The sequence below is a fragment of the Polaromonas jejuensis NBRC 106434 genome, from assembly GCF_001598235.1.
GTDB classification, from domain to species: Bacteria; Pseudomonadota; Gammaproteobacteria; order Burkholderiales; family Burkholderiaceae_C; genus Polaromonas; species Polaromonas jejuensis.
This window is the reverse complement of the sequence record NZ_BCYO01000034.1, coordinates 20,609-38,169: the sequence shown is the minus strand read 5'-3', so window position 1 is coordinate 38,169 and position 17,561 is coordinate 20,609. Positions and strand designations below refer to the sequence as shown.

Annotated in this window: 14 protein-coding genes and 1 pseudogene; 12 read left to right on the top strand and 3 right to left on the bottom strand. The window is 62.5% G+C overall.

The genetic code is table 11. The features are described from left to right. Nucleotides 1-392: 392 nt before the first annotated feature. The 3 genes and pseudogenes from PJE01S_RS21885 to PJE01S_RS26095 form a co-directional block, all read right to left on the bottom strand. Nucleotides 393-2,630, bottom strand: coding sequence for an nSTAND3 domain-containing NTPase (locus PJE01S_RS21885; RefSeq protein ID WP_068835838.1), 2,238 nt, complete (start codon nt 2,628-2,630; stop codon nt 393-395). Nucleotides 2,631-2,634: 4 nt separating this feature from the next. After that, nucleotides 2,635-4,899, bottom strand: coding sequence for an AAA family ATPase (locus PJE01S_RS21880; protein ID WP_068835837.1), 2,265 nt, complete (start codon nt 4,897-4,899; stop codon nt 2,635-2,637). 219 nt (nt 4,900-5,118) lie between these two features. Then, nucleotides 5,119-5,364 (bottom strand): annotated as a pseudogene (locus PJE01S_RS26095) (IS66 family transposase); the annotation flags it as partial. 595 nt (nt 5,365-5,959) lie between these two features. Between PJE01S_RS26095 and PJE01S_RS21875 the strand changes: the two are divergent. The 12 genes from PJE01S_RS21875 to PJE01S_RS21820 all read left to right on the top strand — a co-directional run bounded on the left by PJE01S_RS21875 (nt 5,960) and on the right by PJE01S_RS21820 (nt 17,550). Next, a complete protein-coding gene (locus tag PJE01S_RS21875; RefSeq protein WP_068835836.1) occupies nt 5,960-6,397 on the top strand; it encodes a universal stress protein in 438 nt (145 codons plus the stop codon). A 10-nt stretch (nt 6,398-6,407) separates the two neighbouring features. Then, a complete protein-coding gene (locus PJE01S_RS21870) occupies nt 6,408-7,196 on the top strand; it encodes a class I SAM-dependent methyltransferase (RefSeq protein ID WP_084389701.1) in 789 nt (262 codons plus the stop codon). 115 nt (nt 7,197-7,311) lie between these two features. Beyond that, a complete protein-coding gene (locus PJE01S_RS21865; protein ID WP_068835835.1) occupies nt 7,312-8,523 on the top strand; it encodes a CaiB/BaiF CoA transferase family protein in 1,212 nt (403 codons plus the stop codon). A 52-nt stretch (nt 8,524-8,575) separates the two neighbouring features. Beyond that, nucleotides 8,576-9,583 carry a tripartite tricarboxylate transporter substrate binding protein gene (locus tag PJE01S_RS21860; protein ID WP_084389700.1) on the top strand — a complete coding sequence of 336 codons (1,008 nt, stop codon included), beginning with the start codon at nt 8,576-8,578 and terminating at the stop codon, nt 9,581-9,583. Next, nucleotides 9,583-10,614, top strand: coding sequence for an AraC family transcriptional regulator (locus PJE01S_RS21855; RefSeq protein ID WP_068835834.1), 1,032 nt, complete (start codon nt 9,583-9,585; stop codon nt 10,612-10,614). Before PJE01S_RS21860 ends, PJE01S_RS21855 begins: the two co-directional genes overlap by 1 nt. Before the next feature lie 93 nt (nt 10,615-10,707). Further along, nucleotides 10,708-12,264 (top strand): long-chain-fatty-acid--CoA ligase, encoded by a 1,557-nt coding sequence (locus tag PJE01S_RS21850; protein ID WP_068835833.1) that lies wholly within the window; start codon nt 10,708-10,710, stop codon nt 12,262-12,264. A 138-nt stretch (nt 12,265-12,402) separates the two neighbouring features. Further along, nucleotides 12,403-13,410, top strand: coding sequence for a Bug family tripartite tricarboxylate transporter substrate binding protein (locus PJE01S_RS21845; protein ID WP_068835832.1), 1,008 nt, complete (start codon nt 12,403-12,405; stop codon nt 13,408-13,410). 55 nt (nt 13,411-13,465) lie between these two features. Then, the gene (locus PJE01S_RS21840; RefSeq protein ID WP_174548573.1) at nt 13,466-14,650 is read left to right on the top strand and encodes a lipid-transfer protein; all 1,185 of its coding nucleotides are present in this window, start codon (nt 13,466-13,468) and stop codon (nt 14,648-14,650) included. A gap of 13 nt (nt 14,651-14,663) precedes the next feature. Continuing rightward, nucleotides 14,664-15,116: a MaoC family dehydratase N-terminal domain-containing protein gene (locus PJE01S_RS21835; protein WP_068835830.1), complete on the top strand. Its 453-nt coding sequence runs from the start codon at nt 14,664-14,666 to the stop codon at nt 15,114-15,116. Between the two features lies 1 nt (nt 15,117). Next, nucleotides 15,118-15,543: a MaoC family dehydratase gene (locus tag PJE01S_RS21830; RefSeq protein ID WP_068835829.1), complete on the top strand. Its 426-nt coding sequence runs from the start codon at nt 15,118-15,120 to the stop codon at nt 15,541-15,543. Nucleotides 15,544-15,571: 28 nt separating this feature from the next. Further along, nucleotides 15,572-16,399 carry an SDR family NAD(P)-dependent oxidoreductase gene (locus PJE01S_RS21825; RefSeq protein WP_068835828.1) on the top strand — a complete coding sequence of 276 codons (828 nt, stop codon included), beginning with the start codon at nt 15,572-15,574 and terminating at the stop codon, nt 16,397-16,399. Nucleotides 16,400-16,419: 20 nt separating this feature from the next. Next, nucleotides 16,420-17,550, top strand: coding sequence for an acyl-CoA dehydrogenase family protein (locus PJE01S_RS21820; protein ID WP_339374692.1), 1,131 nt, complete (start codon nt 16,420-16,422; stop codon nt 17,548-17,550). Nucleotides 17,551-17,561 lie beyond the last annotated feature (11 nt).

Below are 17,561 nucleotides of genomic sequence, written 5' to 3'. Positions count from 1 at the left end.
CGGAGCAAACGCAATCGTTGAACGCGTGGCGGCGTGCTGCGAACCCTCGCCGCACAAACCGCCAGCATCTCGGCGACGCTGACATGCAGGTGGCCTGCGCATGCTGGCAATCATTGACCACCATTCCGGTGAAAGCAGACCACTTCGCTGGCGTTAACCACCGAATGTCGGCTTCGGAGAAGTACGAACTTCCCCTTAGGGCCCATTGGAGTCAGTCGACCAGCACGAGTTCATGCCTTGAAGCCGTCATTGGAAGGTACTATCCCCCCGGGAGGGACGCTGGTTGTGGCGCTGTTGACCTCTGCAACACCGTGTTGATTCGACGGGTGCGGTCAAAATGGCTTGAACCAAGGGCAAGGACTCAAGGCGCTAAGAGCCAACCAAGCTACTCATCAGTGAGTGCCGGCATAACCATTCATCATCGAAAACATCGACTGGATTTCCGAGTCTGAGATATCACCTGACCCTGCTTGCGGGCCGGTGTGCTGATAAGGGGCTTCGTCAGCTTCGTTCTCACGCTCTTCGAGTGCTTCCCGTCGGTTCTCAATGTCTCGGGTGAGCGTCTCGTCGATGCCAACGCCGTATGCCCTTGCGGCGGAGACAAGTCCTTCGTGAATGGTGTTGAGCTCTTGGCTGGACGAGACGTCGGCAAGTTTGTCGTCAATGCCGAGAATGAATCCTCGCAACGCATCAGCCGCTGCGTCGCGCACCACTTTCGACTCCACCAATTGGGCCAGTGCGCCAGCAATGCTCGTGATGTCGTCAATCGCCAAGTCTTCACCAATGTTGGCGAGCATGTTTGCGGAGGCCTCCGTCAAAACGTCGCGAGCTCGATCAAGTAGGTCACTTGTCTGAAATTGCAGCCGCTTCACCTGTCGCAGCGAAAACAGGCACTCGTAGTGATCTCGACCCTCAATTCCTTGGGTCTTCAAGTCGTTCGTTGCTCTTTCGAGAACCGACTGGATCTGGAGCCCCGGCAGGTGCTCGCACATCTCGAGGACATGTCGAAAGGATTCAATTGCCGTAGTGCTTCTATGGTTCTGAACGCGACCCATAGCCTCGACCCACAGAACTTCATCGCTAAACTGATTTCGACACGTAGTGATGTGAAGTTTGAAGAAACTCCATGCGCTGCGAAATTCGTAGATCGTCGATACGGCTCGCACGACAACAGGGAGAAGGTGATCGTCGATGACTACCCTGCTTAGGAAGTCCCGAATGCCCGGGTTGGCAAACGAAATTCTCTGATCTTCGACTGACACGAACGAACTACTCAACTCCTTCAGCCCATTGCGGAAGCGTGCAACTGCTTCTGATGGAGCGACCTGATAGCCCGCGCTTGCAGCGACACGCTTGAACATCTCCAAGCAATATTCCGTCCAGACATACGAGCCGGAGAAAAAGGCCGCCCACATCAAGCACCTTGCATCTGCGCTCAAGTGCGCTCGATACGGTCTTTCCCAGAGCTCCACCGGGTTATCCAAAACACGAAGCACGGTAGTCTGAATGGGTTCTTCCCGCACCAAGTAATAGTCCGCCGAGGTCAGCAGTTCAATCAATCGAGGGCTGAAATTCCGATGATCAATTATCTTGAGAAAGAAGTCACCTTCCAGGAGCTTGGCCTTTTCCTCGCCGACCAAATCTGAGAAGTAGATGTGGTTGAAGACAATCTTCGCCTTGATGATGCGGGTATAGACCCCGACGTCCAACACCATTTCGCTCGCGGCCATGCGAGGTGACGAAAGCTTGTCCGATTCAAGCTGCGCTTGGTTGAGAAGATACGACCTGGTCGTCAGGATGAAACGTAGATCCTTGTTGTTCCGGAGTCGGTCCAGGAAAACCGGTAGTTGCCGGTCGACCTTGCCGAGCAACTCATTGGTTAAGCTGATCTGCCCCAGGAAATCGTCGAGGAAGAGAAGCCGCTTCTCACCGGCCGTGCTCACCGCCATTGCGTCTTGAAGATCGTCAACGACGAAAACCTTCCAGTCCTGCTCCATATGCAACCAAAGCAACATGCGTCCAAGCGTCGTTTTCCCTACACCCGGATCGCCCGCAATGATCAGCGCTCCGCGGTCTTGCAGGATCTTCTCCGCCTCACCCAAGCTCGGGTTGTGGACGAATTTGGGGACCAGTTGCTTGATGCGCGCGAGTTCTGCGTCTGTCCTGTTATAGACCGCGCTGTGCAAGATTCGCTCGAGAACATCTGTACTGGTGAGCCAGAGCTTGAAATGCTGGCGCAATACATGGGGATACATTCCCAAGAGGTTGTTCAAGTCCTCGCGACCTATCACGTCGCCAACGCTTAGGGGCGCGGATGGCATCGCTTGTATAACTTTTCCTTTCAGCGCCGGCGTAAGCGATATTGACGTGGCAAGGATGTATCGGCCTGGAGCCAATCTCCGTACCTTCTGATCCTCCTTGGCGGCAGCCCGAATCAGACTCCTGCTCCCGCCCTCAACATGATGCTTGACCTGAACCACCACACCCTGATCCGCCACGGCAAAGCGGAAGTCGATTCCGCCATCTTTGCCTGGGCCAAAACTCTCCATGGTGATGTTGAATTCCGCCTGCAGCAGGTCGCGCACAAGCAGTTCGAAGTCAATCGGCGAAAGCGTTCGGAAGTCGTACATTCGGTCAGGGCTGAGTCGATGCAATCAGGGCGTCCATGTGCGGCCTGTCCTTTTCCGTTATGGCATCGATCAGATCCCTGACGGCATGCTCCAGATCAAAGATCAGTTCGTTGTTGCCCGCAAGCCGATCAAGCGTGTTGCCGTGACTGAAGTAGTGGAAGATCTTCAGGATTCGCTTCGCCCGCTCGACGCCGAAAAGAACTTCTGCGCGTTCGTCAACCTGCTCTGCATCCTTCGGGCCAGGAAGCCTGGAGTAGGTGTAGAGCTCGACGAATCGCCTCATCGCATTCGGGAGCAACATCAGCACGTCGTGAGCGGTCTTGTCCGGAGCCTGATTGAACCGATGAATGACTTCGAACAGGAAGTGGTATTCGGATTGATAGCGTGCCAGTGACGCCGGCATGTTCTCCAGCGTTGACGAATTCTCGGCAATTCGCTTGATCAAAAACAGCCGTGCTCCCTGTTTGCTTGCTACAGGCTTGATTTCCCTGAGCAGGTTGAAGAACTCAAAATTGTGCGTGGAGACGAAGAGCTGCCTGCAAGTCGTTTGCCAAGGCGCGTTCTTGTCCTGCTGTGTGAAGAACAGCGCCCGTATAGCGGCAGTCACCTGAAAAATGTGATTGGCGTCCAAGCTTGAGATCGGGTCGTCGATGTAGACGATGGTCTCCTTAAACTCTGCGGGCTTGATCTCCTGCAGTTTTGTAAGGAAGTATGAGAAGGCAATAGCGGTTCGTTCCCCGTCGCTCAGGTTCTTTGCAGCGGCCCCGTTCTTTCGAATCATTTGAAATCGATCTTGGCCTGCTGAGTCTTTGACGACCTTTATTTGAACAGCCTCGCTACCCAGTATCGAAGCCAAGCGTTCATTGATCTTCTCTCTGCCCTGTTGAGCTTGACTGATTTCGGCTTGAAGCCTGTCGATCTCTGGCTGGAGCTTAGCGACGTAGGCCTTCAGCCGGTCGTACCGCTTGACCTGCCGATCCTTCCTCACCTCCAGGCCGGCGGCATCCTGTTCGTCGACGAACTGCTGCACGTAGTGATACTTTGCCTTGCGCAGGGAGTCAGCTCTGGCCTTCGTGAAGTTAGAGGCCAGCTCATTGTTTTTTTTGATGATTGCATTGACCGCTGCTGCTGCGTCCTTGATTCCCATCTCCAGGCCCTGGGGTAATGGGGTGGGCTCCATGGCTTTGCGTGAGTCATCGGCCTTGCGTTGAACTTCGCCGGCAAGTTTCTTGACCGCCTGGTTGAATTCCTTGATGGCCGCCGGCAATGCATCGATGGCGACGTTGTAGCTGTCTCGAAATTGCGGGTTGAGTTCGGCGGCTTTAGGCCATGTCAATATGAACTCTGCCGCCTTCACTCGTTCAAGCAACCCTTCAACCTTTTCTTTGTGGTCTGCCAGATCTTTCGAGAAGTGAGTGCGAAATTCCTCAAGACGAGCCGGCGATAGTTCGTTACCGCAAAACTCACACGTACCGGCGGTAGGGTGCAGATGCAAGCCACTTTGCACCCAGCGTTCTATGGCTGGGTTCTCTTCGAGGTGCATCAGGGTATTGGAAAAGTTTGGCGTCGCGGCAAGTACCGTCACGGCCTCTTTGTGCAGCTCCTCAATCGCCGGAGATGTGTGAAGCTCATCAACAGTGCTTGGCTTCTTGGAATCAGGCGTTAATGCCAGTTCAATGGCATCGGCGAGTTCTTTCTCCGTGAATAGCTGGGGGTCGAGAATGCTCACGGCCTGCACATCCTGTCCCAGATGCGCGGCCGTATAGGGGTCAACCTTTAAGCGTTGGCGGATGAACTTGGCAGCCTCTGTCTTGGCTTGGGCGATGCGTGTCTTCAGATCCTCAAACTTGCCATGCAGCTTGCGTTGAACCGAGTCAGAACGCTTGATCCGCTCGCCCAACTTGTCGATCTTCCGTTGTGCTTCCTCGGATTCTTTGCCGAGCAGGAGGATGGGATTGAAGCTTCCGCCATCGAAGTGCAGATTGGCCTTTACAAAATCGGAATTGAAAACGCGAACGGAGACGTCGCACCAATTGAAGTTCTTTTCGGTGATCGCATCACTGTCGGTACCGAAAGAGAATTCGCATCCGGATAAGTCCGGGTTGGCTGTCTTTGCCTCAAGCTGAGCGAATAGCCGTGAGAGGGTTGTCTTCCCAGAGTAGTTCCAGCCGTAAATGAGGTTCTTGACTCCGAACTCCTGCGTGTCCACAGGCTTGCTGTAGTTCTGATAGACCCCGAGCCTTTTTATTTTCTCGATGCTCTTGAGCATTTATCCTCCCTGATTTTGACGCAAGGTTACCTGAAATCGGGTCAGGGAACCATGGCGCGCTCAGGCGACCAGCATACTTGTTGGTCTGGTCAGAATCGTTGGCCCGCAACGCGTTCCGCCCGAACGCAGAGGGAAGGTCGGATGAACCCCAAGGCCTCCCAAATCCGCATATGCGTCTTGCCGTCATCTTGACACGCCGAGGTCGGATCGGAATTCGCGTTATGCCGGCTGCGTCCAGCGAAGCGGCATCACCTCTGCAGTGCGACTGGCGGGCTGCGTTGGCAGCCTGCTCGGCACGTCCTTCAGGTAAGCGCAAGGCTCCAGCTCATGACGGCCGCAGTACGCTTGCCCACCCTCAGGCTACCGGCGAAAAGCTAGTTCGAGCGCCCCAATGCCCCAGTGCCTGATTTTCTGCTCATCGAAGCGGTCGTCGATAGGCAATGCCGGATCGTCCAGGTAGCGACTTTCAGGTCGTTCAACCCTGTTGATCGATACGTGAGTCGGCACATATTGCGTTTTTTTTGATCCTGCCCAGTCCTCGGTCTTTCGTATTGAGGGCCCGTAAAGGAGCCGGTCACCAACGGCAGCTAGTGGCCGTATTCTGCCTTAGCTTCGGGCACGCCCCAGCAGCAAGCCGGCAGCGATAGCTTGCCATTTGTGACGGAGAAATGTGCGTTTGGGCCTGGTCAATGAATACCAGCAGCAGTGGTCAGCTATTACCGGCACAAGTGGTCAACGGCACCGGAATACGCAGGTGGCCCATGCCGCTGTCGAAATGCAGGCTGTCCGTGCAGGTAATAGTCCGCCTGCCCGGCGTGTCCGCGCCATCGGCAGTCGAAGGCAGGATGCTGCCGCAGTCGGTGCCCCGAAACGGGTGGGGCGCGAAAAAAATGTTCCGGGCAAAACATGACGGCAGCGCTTGTCAATATTGCCAAAGATGCTGCCAAACAGATAGCAATTGGCGGATGCCGTCGAGCCACGGGGCTACCCATGCGCGCCCATCGGGTCTATGCTTGAAACCGGGCTCGAAGCGTGTAGGGCTCCAACCAGGAGGTGACCCATGTACAAGCGTATTTTGCTGGCTTACGACGGCTCCAATACCGGGCAGAAGGCCTTGCTTGACTGCCAGGACCTCGCGCAATGGAGCCAGTCGAAATTGTTCCTGATCGCCGTCATGCCTTTGACGATGGGCTTCATCGGCATGGAAGGCGCTGCCTATGACCTGGAGTCCGAAGAGCGCGAGAAGAAAAAATACCAGGCCGTGCTCGACGACGGCCTGCACCGGCTCTCGCTGTCCGGGTACAAAGCCAGCGGTGAAGTCCTGCTCGGCGAATCGGTCAATGAAATCACCAGGTACGCACAACGAGTCGACGCCGACCTGATCATCGTCGGCCACAAGCACCTGGACAGCTGGGCGGCGCGCTGGTGGCGCGGCTCCATTTCGGGCTCCCTGATCGAGCATGCGCCCTGCAGCGTGCTCGTGGTCATCACCCGCTGACGGGCTGGCCATGACGAAGCGGGACGCCGACCCTGACCGCAGTGCCGCGCTGGCACAGTATCGGGACCGCGCCGGCTTTTACGATCTCGAACTGGCCCTGTTCAGGCCCATCCGGCGCGAAGCCATTGTCCGGCTCGCGTTGCGGTCCGGCGATACGGTGCTGGATGTGGGCTGCGGCACGGGCTTGAGTTTCGAGCAGCTCCAGCAGGACATTGGCGCGAAAGGACGGATCGTCGGCCTCGAGCAATGTCCCGAGATGCTGCAGCAGGCGCGTGACCGTATCGGGCAGTCCCACTGGAAGAATGTCACCACGCTGTGCGCTCCGGTCGAGATGGCCGAGATACCGGTGATGGCCGATGCGGCACTGTTCCATTTCACCCATGACATCCTGCGCCAGCCCGAGGCCATTGCCAACGTTGTCAGGCATCTCAAGCCCGGCGCCCATGTGGTGGCTGCGGGCCTCCAATGGGCCGGCCCGTGGATCTGGCCGATCAACTGGTTCGTGCTGCCGGCCGCGCTGCATTCCACGACCACGCTCGAGGGCCTGGGCCGGCCCTGGGACAAATTGGCTGGGCTGGTGGGGCCTATGGAGGTGCAAGCCCGATTCCTGGGCGCGGTGTACATTGCCAGCGGGGTGTACGGCGAACGCCCGGTGGGGCTGCGGCGCCGGAGCAAGCCCAAGGGTGACGCCGTTCATGCTCGCCCACCTCAAGGCGCGGCCGCTGCCGGCCTCGGCCAGCGCCATCCTGCGCGCAATGGCGAGTTTCCAATCGGCCGGGGTGTCGCAAAAAGGGCTTGAGCCTCCCGGCGGCCGGCAGGGCCGCCTGATCTTTCCTGCCAATGGCTTTGAGCGTGTGCGCCATTGTTGGGCGCGGGGTGGCTACCTAGACTGGTGCCAGTTTCAAGAGCCTCCCATGCGCAATCCTTCCGCCTCGCTTGCCAGACTGTCCCAACGCCAGGGCGCACCCCTGGCCGGTGTCCGCGTGCTGGACCTCACCCGACTGTTGCCCGGCCCGGTCTGTACCCTGCACCTGGCCGACCTGGGCGCCGAGGTGATCAAGGTGGAGGACACTGGCGCCGGCGACTACGCGGCCGAGGCGGTGCGCACCCTGGTCAACCGCAACAAGCGCGGCATCCGCATCGACCTCAAGCAGCCCGAGGGTGTGGCCACGTTGCTGCGCCTGTGCGAGCAGGCCGACGTGCTGGTGGAGAGCTTCCGCCCCGGCGTGATGGATCGCCTGGGAGTGGGCTATGCGGCGGTCGCCGCGCGCAATCCGAGGATCGTCTACTGCAGCCTGACCGGCTACGGCCAGACCGGGCCGTACAAGGACGCGCCCGGTCACGACATGAACTACTGCGGCTGGACCGGGGTGGCCGACCAGATCGGCGCGCCCGGCCAGCCGCCGGCGCTGTCCAACGTGCCGGTGGCGGACCTGCTCGGCGGCTCATTGACCGCGGTGATGGGCATCCTGGCGGCCCTGTACGACGTCGCGCGCACGGGGCTCGGCCGGCACGTGGACATCGCCATTGCCGACGGGCTGCTCGCGCATGCGGTGATTCCGCTGGCAGCCGTCAATACACAGGGCAAGACCGCGCCGGCCGGGGCCAGCAAGCTCACCGGCGCCTTGCCGTGCTACGCGATGTACGCCACGGCGGACGGCGGGCATGTGGCGGTGGCGGCGCTGGAAAAGAAGTTCTGGGACGGTTTCTGCGCGCTGATCGGCCGTGCGGATCTGCAGGCGCTGCACGCGCCCAGCGACCCGGCCCAGTCCGACTGGGTGCGCGCCGAACTCCAGCGCGTGATCGGCGCGCATTCGCTGGCATGGTGGACCCAGACCCTGCAGGGCAGCGACTGCTGTGTGACGCCGGTGCTCAAGCTGGAGGACGCGCTGGCCAGCGAGCATTTCCTGGCGCGTGGCATGGTGCTGCCGCTAGCCGGTGCGCAGGAGGCGCAGGGGCCCTTGGGCGCGCGGCAACTGGCCTGCCCGGTAAAGATGACCGGCTTCGAATTCGCCGTGCGCCACCCGGCGCCGCGCCAGGGCGAGCACACCGACGAGGTGCTGCGCGGTGCGGGCTACAGCCTCGATGACATCGCTGCGCTGCGGCGCCAGGACGCCGTGGGCTGACCCTGTTTTTTCATTGCAGTTTCCATCATTTCCATAACCAGAGGAGCACAAGATGACTGCGAGCATGCAAGGACAATGGCGCCGGCCTCTGCGCGGGGCCACGCGCTGGCTGTGGGCGGCGCTGCTGCTGGCGGCGGCGGTGCTGGCGGGGCTGTCCCCGGCACACGCCGAAACCTACCCGTCCAAGCCCATCACGCTGATCCTGCCGTTCCCGCCGGGCGGCGCCACTGACGTGCAAATCCGCGCCCTGGCGCAGGCGGCCTCGAAGGATCTGGGACAACCGCTCGTCATCGTCAACCGCCCCGGCGTGGGCGGCACGCTGGGCCCGGCCGGCATGGCGCAGTCAGCGGCACCGGACGGCTATACGATCTCGCTGGTGGCCGCCACGCTGTTCCGCCTGCCGCACCTGATGAAGGTCAGCTATGACCCCGTCACCGATTTCACCTACCTGATTTGCCTGACCGGTTACACCAATGGCATCGTGGTGCGCCAGGATGCGCCCTGGAAGACGCTGCAGGACCTGCTGGCCGACGCGAAGAAGAACCCGGGAACGGTCAGCTACGGCGCCACCGGCCGCGGCAGCGGCGGCCACATCGCCGCTGAACGCCTGGCCAAGGCGGCCGGCGTGCGGCTGAACTTCATTCCCTTCAAGGGCATAGCCGAGGAGTCGACGGCCCTGCTTGGCGGACACCTGATGGTGATCTCCGATCCCGGCTGGGGCGCGCTGGCCGAGTCCGGCAAGGCCCGCGTGCTGGCCACGCTGGGCGACAGCCGGCTCAAGCGCTGGCCGCAGGTGCCCACGCTGAAGGAACTGGGCTACGACATCGTGGTGAACTCGCCCATCGGCCTGGCCGGCCCCAAGGGCATGGACCCGAAAGTGGTGAAGGTGCTGCACGATGCGTTCCGCAAGGCGATGAGCGACCCCGGCTACCTGCGCGTGCTGGAGCAGAACGACCAGGTGCCCATTTACATGGGCAGCGAGGACTACAGGAAGTACGCCATCGAGCAGACCGCGCGCGAAAAGCTCTTTGTGCAGGAACTGGGCATTAAACTGGATTGATGTCGGTTCCGGGTACCCACCATACGATTGCCATCCTGCAGGTCATCCAGATCCTGCAGGGGGCTCGCGTGCGGGGGCTGGATGCGGAGCCCATCCTGCGGCGTGCCGGCATTGCCCCGGCGTTGCTGGATTCGCCGCTGTCGCGCGTCACACAGGCCCAGTACGCGGCGCTGATCCGGATCCTGAGCCGTGTCACCCGCGACGAGCTCTGGGGCCTGTGCAGCCACCCGATCAGGCTGGGCAGCTTCGCGCAGGTATGCAGCCTGCTGATTCACTGCCGCACGCTCGGCGAGGCGCTGCGCACCGGTTTTCGCTTCTACCACCTGCTGCTGCACGACTTTGTACCGCGTCTGGTGGTGGAGCAGGGCATGGCCTCGGTGCGGCTGGCCTCGCATGGCGAGCGGGATCCGAAACTGGGCTACGCCGATCGCACCTTTTGTTTCTTCACCTATGGGCTGGCCTCCTGGCTGGTCGCCAGGCGCATTCCGGTGCTGGAGGTGATGTACCGTCCGGTCGACGTCGGCTGCAGCAGCGATGCCGGGCGGCTCTTTCAGGCTCCGGTGCGCTACGAGTACCCCTGGGTCGGTTTCCGTTTCGATGCGCGCTGGCTGGACCTGCCGGTGGTGCAGAACAGCCAGAGCCTGCAGGAGTTCCTCCAGCAGGCACCGACCAGCCTGCTGGTCAAGTACCGCGACCAGACCAGTCTCACCGAGCGCATCCGCCGTCTGTTGCGCCGGCACCTTTCTGAGGAACTGCCGTCGCTGGAGTCCGTGGGTCAGTCGCTGGCCATGACGCCGCAGACCCTGCGCCGGCGCCTGCGCGACGAAGGGCAGGGCTTCCAGGCGATCAAGGACGACCTGCGGCGGGACGTGGCCATCGAATACCTCGGCCAGCCCGAACTCACGCTGCTCGACATTGCGAACCGGCTCGGGTTTTCCGAGGCCAGCACCTTCCACCGCGCCTTCAAGGGCTGGACCGGGCTGTCGCCGGGCGTATACCGGCAGACCCATCTGTCGTCGGCCGCATCCTGATCGTTTTTGCCAACCGGTTTTGCACGCGGCGGCCATTGTGGCTGCAAGGGGAGCTACGTACGCTTGTTGCCTGTAACTCCAGGAGACAAGCCGATGTATCTGACCCAAGGCCTGCACCGGGCCCTGCAGCAATGCCCTGAGCGCACGGCGACGATTTTCTCCGGGCGGCGCCACAGTTTCGGCACCTTGGGTGGCCGCGTGGCCCGCCTGGCCGGCGCCTTGCGCACGCTGGGCGTGCAACCCGGGGACCGTGTCGCCATGCTGGCGCACAACTCCGATCGCTATGCCGAATTCTTTCTGGCCGTGTGGTGGGCGGGTGCCGTGGCCAATCCGGTCAACACGCGCTGGAGCGCAGCCGAGATCGCCTATTCACTGAACGACTGCGAAACAGCCGTGCTGCTGGTGGACGATGCCTTTGCCGCGCAGGTGCCGGCCATCCGCCAGCAGGCCACGGTGGTGCGGACGGTGGTCCACGCGGGCGACGCAGCCGCGCCCGAGGGCATGCTGTCGTATGAAGCCCTGCTGCAGGCCGCAGCCCCCATGACGGACGCCGGGCGCCAGGGCGATGAGCTCGCTGCCATCCTCTACACCGGCGGCACCACCGGCTTCCCCAAGGGGGTGATGCTCTCGCACGCCAACCTGTGGTCTGCCGCCGTGGCACGGCTGGCCGAGCTGTCCATGGCGCCGGATGGTATTTCGCTGCTGGTCGCGCCGCTGTTTCACGTGGCGGGACTGGGACGGCTGGTGACGCAGATCGTGATCGGAGCGACCAGTGTGATCGAACCGGTGTTTCGCGCCGACGCGGTGCTCGACGCCATCGAACGCCACCGCGTCAGCGACGTGATGCTGGTGCCCAGCATGCTGCAAATGCTGCTGGACCATCCAGTCTTTGACGCCGCACGGCTGCGCAGCCTGCAGCGCATCGTGCATGGGGCGTCTCCCATGCCGCCCGCGCTGCTGGACCGTGCCATGCAGGCGCTGCCGCATGTGGGCTTCATCACCTCGTACGGCATGACGGAAACCTCGGCTGTGGTGAGCCTCAATGGCCCAATGTGCCAGGCGACGCGAGCGCGTTTTGACAAGGTGCTGCGCTCGGTGGGGCGTGCCGGCTATGGCTGCGAGGTGCGCATCGTCGATGGCGAGGGCCAGCCGGTGCTGTCCGGGACGGTGGGCGAGATCGCGGTGCGCGGTCCGGGTGTGATGCTCGGTTACTGGAACAAGCCCGCGGAGACGGCCGGCGCGCTGCGCGATGGCTGGCTGTTTACCGGCGATGGCGCCTGGATGGATGGGTCGGGTTACATGCACGTGGTGGACCGCCTCAAGGACATGATCATCAGCGGCGGCGAGAACGTCTATTCCGTCGAGGTCGAGGCGGCCCTGATGCTGCACCCCGCAGTGGCCAGCTGTGCGGTCATCGGCGTGCCCAGCGAGCAGTGGGGCGAGGCCGTGCACGCCGTGGTGGTGTTGCGTCCGGGGCACCTGGCCGATGGGCAGGCACTGCGTGATCACTGTCGCACGCGGCTGGCCGGCTACAAGTGTCCGAAGACGGTGGACTTCATCGAGGCCTTGCCGTTGTCGGCCGCCGGCAAGGTGCTGAAGAACCGTTTGCGTGAGCCGTTCTGGCAAGGACGCAGCCAGCGGGTGAATTGAACATTTTTGCCAATCATTTTGTGTCAAACGGCTATTGGCCCGGCGCCTTGCTTCTTTCACACTAAGGCCCATGGTCACCTTGCCGAAGCATTTTTGCAGCAAGGTTGTCATTCTTGCCAATAACACCGGAGACAAAGCATGAACTCTTTTCGTCGTACTACCCTGCGCCTGGCTCTTGGCGCCACGCTGGCCGCAGCGATGGGCGCGGCACCTGTGGTCGTGTGTGCACAAACCGCTGCACCGGTGAGCGCTTATCCCGGCAAGCCGATACGTTTCGTGGTGCCTTACCCGGCGGGTGGCGGTGCCGACTTCATTGGCCGCGCCATCGGAACACAGCTCAGTCAGGCTTGGGGTGTGCCCGTGGTGGTGGAGAACAAGCCGGGCGCCAGCGGGATCACCGGTAACGACATCGTGGCCAAGTCGGCGCCCGATGGCTATACGGTGTTGATCGGCATCACCGCGATGATCCAGACGCCCGCGCTGTATGCCAAGCTGCCCTATGACGTGGTGAAGGACTTCGCTCCTGTGTCGCAGCTGGCCTTGTCCGCTGATCTGTTTGTGGTGCCGCGCGACGCGCCCGCAAAGTCCCTGCCGGAATTTGTGGCCCTGGCCAAAAACAATCCCGGGAAATACAACTACGGCAACTATGGCAACGGCACTTCATCGCACCTGCATGGCGAGCAGTTGAAGATGAAGGCGGGTGTGGACCTGGCTGCCATTCCCTACAAGGGTGCGGCACCTCTGGTTAACGATGTGCTGGGCGGACAACTGGCCTCGGCCTTCATTGATGTGTCGTCGGCCAATCCATACCTTAAGTCCGACAGGTTCCGCATTCTGGCCATTACAGGCATACAGCGTCACCCGGCGGTGCCGGATGTGCCAACTTTCGCGGAGCTCGGCTACAGCGGCTTCGAGTCCAACGGCTGGTTTGGCGCATTTGTGGCAGCCGGCACGCCCAAGCCCATCGTGGACAAGCTCTCGGCCGAGATTCGCAGGATCGTGCGTTCACCCGAGCTCAATGGCCGCCTGACGGCCATGGGCTTGCGCCCGGTGGGCGGTACGCCCGACGAGCTGGCGGGTGTTATAGCGCGCGATATGCCGATGTGGACCAGGATCATCAAGGACGCTCGTATTTCGCTCGACTGAGCGAGCGGCACCTGTCCCTATTTAACTGCAACCAGGAAAGTCTCCCATGACCCAGATGAAAAGAGCCGTTCACGTCGTCGGCGTCGGCATGATTCCCTTCACCAAGCCCGGTGCCAGCGACCCCTACACCGTGATGGGTGCCCGTGCCGCCAAGCTGGCGCTCGACGACGCCGGTGTGAACTACGCCGATGTGCAGCAGGCCTATGTGGGCTATGTCTACGGCGACTCCACCGCCGGCCAGGCCGCCATCTACGGCGTGGGATTGACCGGCATCCCGGTGTTCAACCTCAACAACAACTGTTCCACGGGATCGACTGCGCTGTTCCTGGCGCGCCAGGCGGTGGAAAGCGGCATGGTCGAATGCGCGATTGCGCTGGGTTTCGAGCAGATGGTGCCGGGGGCGCTGAAGGGCGCCTATGACGACCGCCCGTCGCCGATGGCCCGCTTCGCCGAGGTCATGACGGCGCACCAGGGCTACCTGCCCGACACGCCGCGCGCGGCCCAGTTCTTTGGCGGCGCCGGGCGCGACTACATGAAGCAGTACGGCATCCGGCCCGACACCTTTGGCCGCATCTCGGTCAAGGCACGCCAGCATGCCGCGCGCAATCCGCTGGCCGTGTTCCGTCAGACCCTGACGCTCGACGAAGTGATGGCGTCACCCACTGTGTTCGATCCGTTGACTCGTTACCAGTGCTGCCCGCCGACCTGCGGTGCGGCCGCGGCCATCGTCTGCTCGGCCGACTTTGCCAAAAAGCACAAGCTCGACATGCGCGTGGTCATCGCGGCCCAGGCCATGACCACGGACACGCCCAGCACCTTCGAGAGCGATGACATGCGCAAGGTGGTCGGCTACGACATGACGGCGGCCGCGGCCAGGCAGGTGTACGAGGCGGCCGGCATAGGACCGGAAGACCTGGACGTGGTGGAGCTGCACGACTGCTTCACGGCCAACGAACTCATCACCTACGAAGGCCTGGGTCTGACGCCCGAAGGCACGGCCGAGAAATTCATTCTGGATGGCGACAACACCTATGGTGGCCGCATCGTCACCAATCCTTCGGGCGGCCTGCTGTCCAAGGGGCATCCGCTGGGCGCTACCGGGCTGGCCCAGTGTTGTGAACTGGTGTGGCAGTTGCGCGGCCAGGCTGACCAGCGCCAGGTGGAAGGCGCGCGGCTGGCGCTGCAGCACAACCTGGGACTGGGTGGCGCTTGCGTGGTCACGCTGTACCAGGCGGTTTGACGGGGGCAGCACCATGATCGACAAAGGCTTCATCGGGCACACCATGCCCGCCTTCAGCACCACCGTGGAGGCCGGCCGCCTGCGCTTCTTCGCCAAGGCGACGGGCCAGACCGATCCCATCTACAGCGACGAAGCGGCTGCCCGCGCGGCGGGCCATCCGGGCCTGCCCGTGCCGCCCACCTTTTTGTTCTGCCTGGAGATGGAGTCGCCCGACCCCGCGGCCATCCGCAACCTGCTGGGCATGGACTACCGCAGTCTGCTGCACGGCGAGCAGGGCTTCACCTGCCACGCCATGGCCTATGCGGGCGACACGCTGACGTTCGAGCAGCGCATAGCCGACATCTACGACAAGAAGGGCGGGGCGCTGGAGTTTGTCGTGCGCAAGACGCGCGTGACCAACCAGCGCAACGAACGGGTGGCCGAGCTGCGCTGCGTCACCGTGATCCGCAACGCGATGGGGAAATGACATGACTGTATCTGCAACGGACCTGGACGTTCTGAAAGTGGGCGATGCCTTGCCGTCGTTCCAGACGCCGCCGATCTCGCGCCTGACCCTGGCCCTCTATTGCGGCGCCTCGGGCGACCACAACCCGATCCACGTGGACACCGACTTTGCCAAAGCGGCCGGCATGCCCGACGTGTTCGCCCACGGCATGCTGTCCATGGCGTGGCTCGGCCGTGTCCTCACCGACTGGGTGCCGCAGGCGTCGATCCGCGACTTCAGCGTGCGCTTTGCCGCCATCACCCAGGTCGGCGAGCGCATCACCTGCGCCGGCCGGGTGGTGGAGCTGCTGCAGCAGGACGGCGAGCGGCGCGCACGCGTCGAGCTGTCCACCACCAACCAGGACGGCCAGACCAAGCTGGCGGGTGAGGCGCTGATCGCGCTGCCATGACATCACAGAACTACGGAAGGAACCCAACATGACTCGCAAACTCGAAGGCAAGGTGGCCCTCGTCTCCGGCTCCGGCCGCGGCATCGGTCGTGAAATCGCGCTCAAGCTCGCCAGCGAGGGCGCTCGCGTGGTCATCAACGACCTGGACGCCGAACCTGCATCCCAAACCGTAGCAGACATCGTCGCAAGGGGCGGCCAGGCCGTGGCCTGCATCGGCAGCGTGACCGAGACCGGCTTTGCCGACCGCTTCGTCAAGCAGGCGCTGGACAGCTTCGGCGGCATGGACATCATCGTCAACAACGCCGGCTACACCTGGGACAACGTGGTGCAGAAGATGAGCGACGAGCAGTGGGAAGCCATGCTGGCGGTGCACCTGACAGCGCCGTTTCGCATCCTGCGCGCCGCTTCGGGCTTCATCCGCGACGCCGCCAAGCGCGAGGCCGACGCCGGCACCCCGGTGTTCCGCAAGGTCGTCAACATCTCGTCCACCTCCGGCGTCTACGGCAACGCGGGCCAGGCCAACTATGCCGCGGCCAAGGCCGGCATCAACGGCCTGACCAAGGCCATGGCCAAGGAATGGGGACGCTACAAGGTCAATGTCAACAGCGTGGCCTTCGGCTTGATCATGACGCGCCTGACCGAGGCGGCGGCCGATGCCGACGCCAAGATCGACATCGCCGGCCAGCAGATCAAGGTGGGCGTGAACCCGCAGATCCTGAAGAACGCGGAGGCCACGATCCCGTTGGGCCGCGGTGGCACGCCCGAAGAGGCGGCGGGTGCGGTGTACATGTTCTGCATTCCCGAGTCCAACTATGTGAGCGGACAAGTGCTGGTGTGTGGTGGGGGCAAGCCATGATCCAGGCTAAGCGATCCTGGATGGATGCCGACCTTGAAATGCTGCGCGACACGGCGCGCCGCTTTTTCGAGAACGAGTGCGTGCCGCACGAGCAGCGCTGGACCGAGCAGCACCATGCCGACCGCGGGATCTGGACCAAGGCCGGCCAGGCCGGCCTGCTGTGCGCCAGCATTCCCGAGGAATACGGTGGCGGCGGCGGCAGCTTTCTGCACGAGGCGGTGATCTGCGAAGAGCAGTCTGCCGCGCTGGTGGCGGCGTTCAGCAACAACGTGCACAGCGGCATCGTGGCCCATTACATCCTGGCCTATGGCAGCGAGGCGCAAAAGCGCCGCTGGCTGCCGCGCATGGCCACCGGCGAGCTGGTGGCGGCCATTGCCATGAGCGAGCCCGGCGCCGGCACCGACCTGCAGCGCATCAAGACCAGCGCGCGGCGCGATGGCGATACCTACGTCATCAACGGTTCCAAGACCTTCATCACCAACGGCTACCACGCCAACCTGATCGTCGTGGCGGTGAAGACCAACGCCGAGGCGGGCGCCAAGGGCGTGTCGCTGGTGGTGCTGGAGACCGACGGGCTGCCGGGCTTCCGGCGCGGCCGCATCCTGGAAAAACTGGGTCAAAAAACGCTGGACACGGTCGAGCTGTTCTTTGACGAGGTGCGCGTGCCGGTGGACCACCTGCTCGGCGGCGAGGAGGGCCGGGGCTTTGTTCAGCTCATGCAGCAACTGCCACAGGAGCGCCTGCTGATCGCCGTCGGGGCCGTGGCCACCATGCACCGCGCCATCGCCGATACCACGGCCTACGTGCGCCAGCGCCAGATCTTCGGCCAGCCGCTGATGGCGATGCAGAACACGCGCTTCAAGCTGGCGGAGTGCCAGACCCAGGCGACGGTGGCGCGCAGCTTCGTGGACGACTGCATCCAGCGCCTCTTGCGCGGCGAACTGGACGTGCCCACCGCTGCCATGGCCAAGTGGTGGACCACCCAGACCAACTGCCAGATCATCGACGAGTGCCTGCAGTTGCACGGCGGCTACGGCTACATGACGGAATACCCGATTGCCCGCATGTACGCCGATGTGCGCGTGAGCAAAATTTACGGTGGCGCCAACGAGGTGATGAAGGAAATCATCGCCCGGTCCATGGACCGGTGAATCGCGTGTTC

Bases quoted from the DNA above. Each gene is read 5' to 3' on its own strand.
- PJE01S_RS21885 (WP_068835838.1), bottom strand. From the start codon at position 2,630: ATGTACGACTTCCGAACGCTTTCGCCGATTGACTTCGAACTGCTTGTG.
- PJE01S_RS21880 (WP_068835837.1), bottom strand. From the start codon at position 4,899: ATGCTCAAGAGCATCGAGAAAATAAAAAGGCTCGGGGTCTATCAGAAC.
- PJE01S_RS21875 (WP_068835836.1), top strand. From the start codon at position 5,960: ATGTACAAGCGTATTTTGCTGGCTTACGACGGCTCCAATACCGGGCAG.
- PJE01S_RS21870 (WP_084389701.1), top strand. From the start codon at position 6,408: ATGACGAAGCGGGACGCCGACCCTGACCGCAGTGCCGCGCTGGCACAG.
- PJE01S_RS21865 (WP_068835835.1), top strand. From the start codon at position 7,312: ATGCGCAATCCTTCCGCCTCGCTTGCCAGACTGTCCCAACGCCAGGGC.
- PJE01S_RS21860 (WP_084389700.1), top strand. From the start codon at position 8,576: ATGACTGCGAGCATGCAAGGACAATGGCGCCGGCCTCTGCGCGGGGCC.
- PJE01S_RS21855 (WP_068835834.1), top strand. From the start codon at position 9,583: ATGTCGGTTCCGGGTACCCACCATACGATTGCCATCCTGCAGGTCATC.
- PJE01S_RS21850 (WP_068835833.1), top strand. From the start codon at position 10,708: ATGTATCTGACCCAAGGCCTGCACCGGGCCCTGCAGCAATGCCCTGAG.
- PJE01S_RS21845 (WP_068835832.1), top strand. From the start codon at position 12,403: ATGAACTCTTTTCGTCGTACTACCCTGCGCCTGGCTCTTGGCGCCACG.
- PJE01S_RS21840 (WP_174548573.1), top strand. From the start codon at position 13,466: ATGAAAAGAGCCGTTCACGTCGTCGGCGTCGGCATGATTCCCTTCACC.
- PJE01S_RS21835 (WP_068835830.1), top strand. From the start codon at position 14,664: ATGATCGACAAAGGCTTCATCGGGCACACCATGCCCGCCTTCAGCACC.
- PJE01S_RS21830 (WP_068835829.1), top strand. From the start codon at position 15,118: ATGACTGTATCTGCAACGGACCTGGACGTTCTGAAAGTGGGCGATGCC.
- PJE01S_RS21825 (WP_068835828.1), top strand. From the start codon at position 15,572: ATGACTCGCAAACTCGAAGGCAAGGTGGCCCTCGTCTCCGGCTCCGGC.
- PJE01S_RS21820 (WP_339374692.1), top strand. From the start codon at position 16,420: ATGGATGCCGACCTTGAAATGCTGCGCGACACGGCGCGCCGCTTTTTC.